At 67.6% G+C, this 6,313-nt stretch carries 5 protein-coding genes and 1 pseudogene; all 6 read left to right on the top strand.

The annotated features are described in order from the left end of the window. Positions 1 to 599 precede the first annotated feature (599 nt). A pseudogene (locus EV641_RS29890) lies at positions 600 to 1,418 on the top strand (hypothetical protein); the annotation flags it as partial. After that, positions 1,415 to 2,431, top strand: coding sequence for an HAD-IIA family hydrolase (locus tag EV641_RS19640; protein WP_132473938.1), 1,017 nt, complete (start codon positions 1,415 to 1,417; stop codon positions 2,429 to 2,431). The pseudogene EV641_RS29890 and the gene EV641_RS19640, both read left to right, overlap by 4 nt. 53 nt (positions 2,432 to 2,484) lie before the next feature. Further along, positions 2,485 to 2,703, top strand: coding sequence for a hypothetical protein (locus tag EV641_RS19635; protein WP_132473936.1), 219 nt, complete (start codon positions 2,485 to 2,487; stop codon positions 2,701 to 2,703). A 1-nt stretch (position 2,704) separates the two neighbouring features. Then, positions 2,705 to 3,529 carry a TlyA family RNA methyltransferase gene (locus EV641_RS19630; RefSeq protein ID WP_054714388.1) on the top strand — a complete coding sequence of 275 codons (825 nt, stop codon included), beginning with the start codon at positions 2,705 to 2,707 and terminating at the stop codon, positions 3,527 to 3,529. Next, entirely contained in the window at positions 3,526 to 4,464 is a 939-nt protein-coding gene (locus EV641_RS19625) for an NAD kinase (RefSeq protein WP_132473934.1), read from the top strand. Before EV641_RS19630 ends, EV641_RS19625 begins: the two co-directional genes overlap by 4 nt. After that, a complete protein-coding gene (gene recN, locus EV641_RS19620; protein WP_132473933.1) occupies positions 4,465 to 6,234 on the top strand; it encodes a DNA repair protein RecN in 1,770 nt (589 codons plus the stop codon). Positions 6,235 to 6,313: the final 79 nt, after the last annotated feature.

Raw genomic sequence — 6,313 nt, 5'->3', positions numbered from 1 at the left:
GATGGTACTGCACTCGACAGGGTGTGGGAGAGTAGGACGCCGCCGAACACCCGTTTGCGAAAGGGGACCCATTTGTGGGTCCCCTTTCGTGTTTTTCATGAAAGGATTTTCCTGTGTCCGACAGCAACGGCGAACGTAGGTCCTTCCGAAGCGGAGGATCCACTCCGTGGTCGGGCCGGAGCGGCGACGACCGCCGGCGAGGCGATGAGCGCGGTGAAGAACGGAAAGACGACCGCCGACCGTCCTACGGCGGAGAAGGTAGGCCTGCTCGTGGCCGCGACGACAATCGTGAGCGCGGAGACGATCGCCGAGGGGGGGAACGCCGAGGTGGCGATTCCCACAGCGTTCGTCCCCACAGCGACAGGCCGCGCCAGGACCGCTCCGGTGCCGAGCGCGGCGGTGGAGACCGCCGGCGCGACGACCGTGGACGCGATGATCGGGGACGGCAGGGGTCCGGCTTCGGACGCAGTGACGACCGCCCCGGATACTCCGGACGTCCGAACCGGTCTTCCGATGACCGTCGCTCCTCCGACGAACGACGTCCTCGTGACGACAACCGCGGAGGCTACGGTGCGGAGCGCCGCGGTGCCGGGGACGATCGTCGCAGCAGTGGCGGAAGGGATCGCCGTGGAAGTGGCCAGGATCGCCACGGCGGCGGGGGAGCACCCCGTCGGCGAGGTGGCGAAGGCGGATTCGATCCCAAGGGTCGCGAAGGGGTCCGGCCGCAACGTCGGGAGGCACGTCCGGACGAACCCGACCTGCCGGACGACGTAGAGGCTTCGGAACTCGATCCGACCATCCGCCGCGACCTGCTGAGCCTGGACAAAGCGAACGCGAACGCCGTAGCCCGTCACCTGGTCATGGCGGGGCGTCTGATCGACGACGACCCGCGGACCGCTCTGTCCCATGCTCGTGCCGCCCGACAGCGTGCCGGTCGTATCGCAGTTGTGCGTGAAGCAGCCGGCATCACGGCGTACCACGCCGGGGAGTGGGCCGAAGCCCTGTCCGAGTTGCGGGCTGCGCGCCGGATGTCCGGGGGAACCGGCCTGCTGGCCGTCATGGCCGACTGCGAGCGCGGTCTGGGCCGTCCCGAGAAGGCTGTCGAACTCGGCCGCAGTGAGGATTCACGCAAGCTGACCGGTGACGAGGCGTCGGAGTTGCGCATCGTCGTCGCGGGTGCGCGGATGGATCTCGGTCAGATCGATCAGGCTGTGGTGACCTTGCAGACACCCGATCTCGATCCGGAACGGACCGGCACCGCCGCGGCACGCCTGTTCTACGCCTACGCCGATGCGCTGGTGGCAGCGGGTCGTACCGATGAAGGCCTGCAATGGTTCCTGCATTCGGCGGCAGCTGATCTCGAGGGCGTCACCGACGCAGAGGATCGGGTGGACGAGCTCACCGGAGACAACCTGTGAATTCGCAGACCTTGCGCTCCCGGTACGACGTGTTACTGCTCGATCTGGACGGCACCGTCTACCGGGGCGCGGAGGCGGTTCCCGGAGCGCGTGAGGCCCTCAATGGCGGCGATCGCATGTTGTACGTGACGAACAACGCCAGCCGACGTCCGATCGAGGTCGCGGAGCATCTACAGGAACTCGGGTTCGTCGCCGACGTCGATTCTGTGGTGACGAGCTCGCAGTCTGCTGCTCGGCTCCTCGCCGAACGGATCCCCACCGGATCGAAGGTTCTGGTGGTCGGTACGGACGCGCTTGCGGAGGAGATCGCCGCGGTGTCGCTCGAACCGGTCCGGACCGCGGATGCGCAGCCGGTCGCGGTCGTGCAGGGCCACTCTCCCGACACCGGGTGGCGCATCCTCGCCGAGGCGACGCTCGCCATCCGGTCGGGAGCTTTGTGGGTGGCGACCAACGTCGACTCCACGCTCCCGACCGAGCGTGGGCTCGTCCTCGGTAACGGCTCGATGGTCGCGTCACTGGAATCGGCCACCGGGCGTACGCCGATCGTCGCCGGCAAACCCGCGGCACCCCTGCTCGAGGATGCGATCCGCAGGTCCTCGGCGGATCGCCCCCTTGTGATCGGTGACCGGCTCGACACCGACATCGAGGGTGCCAACGCTGTAGGCGCCGACTCACTGCTGGTCCTGACCGGCGTGAGCACGATCGAGGATCTGCTGCGGGCACCCTCCCATCAGCGTCCCACCTACGTCGCTTCGTCCCTGGAATGCCTGGATACGGCAGCAGCAGAGTTGCGAGTGGAGCCCGGAAGGGGCTGGTCCGTCGCCGTCGACGGCGACGATCTGCACCTCGCGTCCACTGCACCCGGAGACTGCGCAGTGGCTGCGGGAGACGAATCCATGGCGGCGCTGCGGGGCGTTCTCGACATCGCGTGGGCACACCCGGGTTTCGGCACCATCGTGGGTCTGGACGAGGTCGCCCGGCGTATCGTCGCCCAATGGGTCCCGGCGTCCTGACACAGGTCGTGCGATGTGTCCGTCGTACCGATCATGGACTAGCGTGGTCGGCGATGAGCACGTCGATTCCACGACCAGGAGAACACCTCCCCGGCGCCGCACCCGGTGTCGACCCCGATGCTGTGCACGTCGAGGTCGACCGCTTGATTGCGCGTGTGCAGGAGGAGGGCGCCGTCGGCGATCCGGCTGCTGCGATCGGCCGGCAGGCGGAGCTGCTCGAGCAGGCGCACGACGTGCTGGTCCAGGCACTGTCGACAGTGGACAAGATCTGACATGGCGCGTCGAGCACGGGTCGATGCCGAGTTGGTACGTCGAGGTTTGGCGCGCTCCCGCGAACAGGCAAGTGAACTGATCGCGGCGGGTCGGGTTCTCATCGCCGGAACCGTGGCGACGAAACCGGCGACCGCTGTGGAGGCGAACACCCCGCTGATCGTCAACGACGTAGCCGATGAGGTGTCATGGGCCTCGCGAGGAGCACACAAGCTGATCGGTGCACTCGAGGCGTTCACGCCGTCCGGCCTGCAGATCTCGGGCCGGCGCTGCCTCGACGCGGGTGCGTCGACCGGTGGGTTCACCGATGTGCTGCTCCACGAAGGCGCCTCGGAGGTCGTCGCGGTCGACGTCGGATACGGCCAGCTCGTGTGGCGACTGCAGTCCGATGACCGTGTCCATGTGATCGATCGAACAAATGTGCGTAATATCGACGCAGAGACGATCGGGGGACAGGTCGACGTCGTCGTGGCGGATCTGTCGTTCATCTCGCTGCGCTTGGTGCTCCCGGCGTTCGTCCGGTGCGCCGAGCCGGGTGCTGATCTCCTTCCGATGGTGAAACCACAGTTCGAAGTGGGGAAGGAGCGCGTCGGCAGCGGTGGTGTCGTGCGCGACCAGGCGCTGCGGACAGAAGCGGTGCTGGACGTGGCGCGCGACGCCCAGAAACTCGGGCTCCGCACGTTGGGCGCGGTCGCGAGCCCGCTACCCGGTCCGTCGGGGAACGTCGAGTACTTCCTGTGGCTTAGGGCGGGAGAGCCGGACACGGGAGATCTCGACACGAGCGTGGTCGAACTCATCGAACAAGCGGTGCAGGAAGGACCTCAGTGACAACAGGGTCGGGCGAATCGGCGCCCGGGACGCAGGGCCGCGAGGTTCTGCTCGTGTCGCACTCGGGCAGGGAGGAGATCGCCGCAACCGCGCAGCGGGTCGCGAAACTCTTCGGCGATGCCGGGATCGTCCTGCGCATCCTCGAGGACGAAGCGATCAGCACCGGAGCAGTGGAAGTTCCCGGCGGCATGATCCGGATCGTCGAATCGGGTCCCGATGCGGCTGCCGGATGCGAGATGGTCATCGTTCTCGGCGGCGACGGTAGCTTCCTGCGTGCAGCCGAGCTCGCACAGCACGCGTCTGTGCCGGTCCTCGGCATCAATCTGGGCCGGATCGGCTTCCTCGCCGAGGCTGAGGCGGACCACCTCGAAGAAGCCCTGCATCAGGTGGTGCGACAGCAGTACTCGGTCGAGAACCGGATGACTCTCGATGTGACGATCCGAGTGGACGATGTGATCGTCGACCGCGGGTGGGCACTCAACGAGGCGAGTCTCGAGAATCAATCGCGACTCGGCGTCCTCGAAGTGGTTCTCGAAGTGGATGGACGTCCGGTCTCGTCCTTCGGGGGTGACGGGGTGCTCATCGCCACCCCGACCGGATCGACGGCCTACGCGTTCTCCGCGGGTGGCCCGATCGTGTGGCCGGAACTCGAAGCGCTACTGGTGATCCCGAGCAACGCCCACGCGTTGTTTGCGCGTCCGCTCGTGACCAGCCCGAAATCGATCATTGCGGTGGAGACCCTTGCGGGAAGCCATGCCGGGCTGGTGTTCTGCGATGGGCGCCGCACGCTCGAACTCCCGGCCGGAGGCCGTCTCGAGGTCGTCCGTGGGAAGCATCCCGTTCGATGGGTGCGGCTCGATTCGGCGCCGTTCGCAGACCGGATGGTGCGCAAGTTCGAACTTCCGGTGAAGGGCTGGCGGGGAAGGAAACTCTAGGTGCTCGCAGAGATCCGGATCGACAACCTCGGTGTGATCACCGAGGCAAGTGCCCGGTTCGACGGAGGCTTGACGGTGCTGACCGGCGAGACCGGTGCCGGCAAGACCATGGTCGTTACCAGCCTGCACCTGCTGTCCGGCGTGCGCGCCGACTCGGCACGGGTGCGGGTCGGCGCGTCGCGCGCTGTCGTCGAAGGCCGATTCAGCGTGGCCGCAGGCAACAGTCATGTCGAGAAGGAAGTGGCACGACTGCTCGAATCGGCAGGAGCGCAACGCGACGACGACGGCAGCATCATCGCGGTGCGCACCGTCAACAGCGACGGGGGGTCCCGAGCGCACCTCGGGGGCCGCAGCATCCCGGTCGGGTTGCTTGCCGAGTTCACCGATCCGCTCCTGACGGTGCACGGACAGAACGATCAGCTTCGGCTGCTGCGTCCCGACCAGCAGCGTGCCGCCCTCGACCGATTCGGCGGCAAGGCGATCACGGCGCTGCGAGAGCGCTACCGCACACATCGGCGGCGGTGGCTCGATGCCCGCGCCGAACTCCTCGACCGCACGAACCGGGCACGCGAATTGGCCCAGGAAGCGGACCGGTTGCAGTTCGGGCTGGACGAGATCGACTCGGTCGCTCCTCAGCGAGGCGAGGACGCACAGATCGTCGCCGACGTCCTACGCCTGTCGGATCTCGACTCACTTCGTGAGGCGGCTGCGGCTGCACACGGCGTGCTGGCCGGATACGACAGTGCCGACGCCGGAGAGGCCGCGTCCGCTTTGGACTTGCTCGGTGAAGCCCGGTCCCGTGTCGAGGGCTGCGACGATCCGGCGTTGCGCGAACTCGGCCCGCGGTTGGCTGAGGCCATCACGGTCATCACCGATGTGACCGCGGACCTCTCCGGCTATCTGGGCGATCTTCCGTCCGACCAAGGTGCACTCGAATCGCTGCTGACCCGTCAGGCCGAGCTGAAGACTCTCACCCGCAAGTACGCAGCCGACATCGACGGGGTGCTCGACTGGGCGGACGATGCGCGCGAACGACTGTCGCGACTCGACGTGTCTTCCGAGGCGCTCGAGAAACTCGCAGGCGAAGTGGACAGTGAAGCTGCGGCGACCGCCGACGCGGCCGGTGCGCTGACGACGGCGCGACGTAAGGCGGCCACCAAGCTCGCGAAGGCCGTGAGCAAGGAACTCGCCGGGCTCGCGATGGGTCGTGCAGTGCTCGATGTGCACGTACGCGACCGCGAGGCCGGTACGGGGGATTCCGCTCCTCTTCCCGTGGGCGACCGTACGTTGCACGCGGGGGAGTCGGGCGTCGACGACGTCGAGTTCCGGCTCGCCGCTCATGCCGGTGCGCCGGCCCTGCCCATCGCACGCAGTGCGTCGGGTGGTGAGATGTCGCGGGTCATGCTGGCACTCGAAGTGGTTCTCGCCGCCTCCGAGCGCGGCGCCACCATGGTGTTCGACGAAGTGGATGCCGGTGTCGGTGGCCGTGCCGCGGTGGAGATCGGCCGCCGTCTGGCCAGGCTTTCGCGCACGCACCAGGTCATCGTGGTGACTCACCTGCCGCAGGTCGCCGCGTTCGCCGACACTCATCTGGTGGTCGACAAGGTCGACGACGCGGAGGGTGTGGTGAGCAGCGGGGTGCGCACCTTGACCGACACGGAGCGGGTCACCGAGCTGGCCCGGATGCTCGCCGGGCTCGACGACACGGAGACAGGCCGGGCGCACGCGGAGGAGTTGCTTGCTATGGCGCACGCCGAGCGGGTGAGCTGAACAGGGTCGCGATCGTCGCGGTGTGACGCAGGGTGAAACCCCGCGTCGTCCGGCGCGCCTCCACAATCGCATCGCACCT

The sequence above is a fragment of the Rhodococcus sp. SMB37 genome (assembly GCF_004345605.1).
Lineage (GTDB): Bacteria > Actinomycetota > Actinomycetes > Mycobacteriales > Mycobacteriaceae > Rhodococcus.
Note: the sequence above shows the minus strand (reverse complement) of the source record. Positions and strands in the feature narration are given on the sequence as shown.

What these genes read in the sequence shown, in the direction of transcription:
- EV641_RS19635 (WP_132473936.1), top strand. Translation starts at nt 2,485, where the DNA reads ATGAGCACGTCGATTCCACGACCAGGAGAACACCTCCCCGGCGCCGCA.
- EV641_RS19630 (WP_054714388.1), top strand. Translation starts at nt 2,705, where the DNA reads ATGGCGCGTCGAGCACGGGTCGATGCCGAGTTGGTACGTCGAGGTTTG.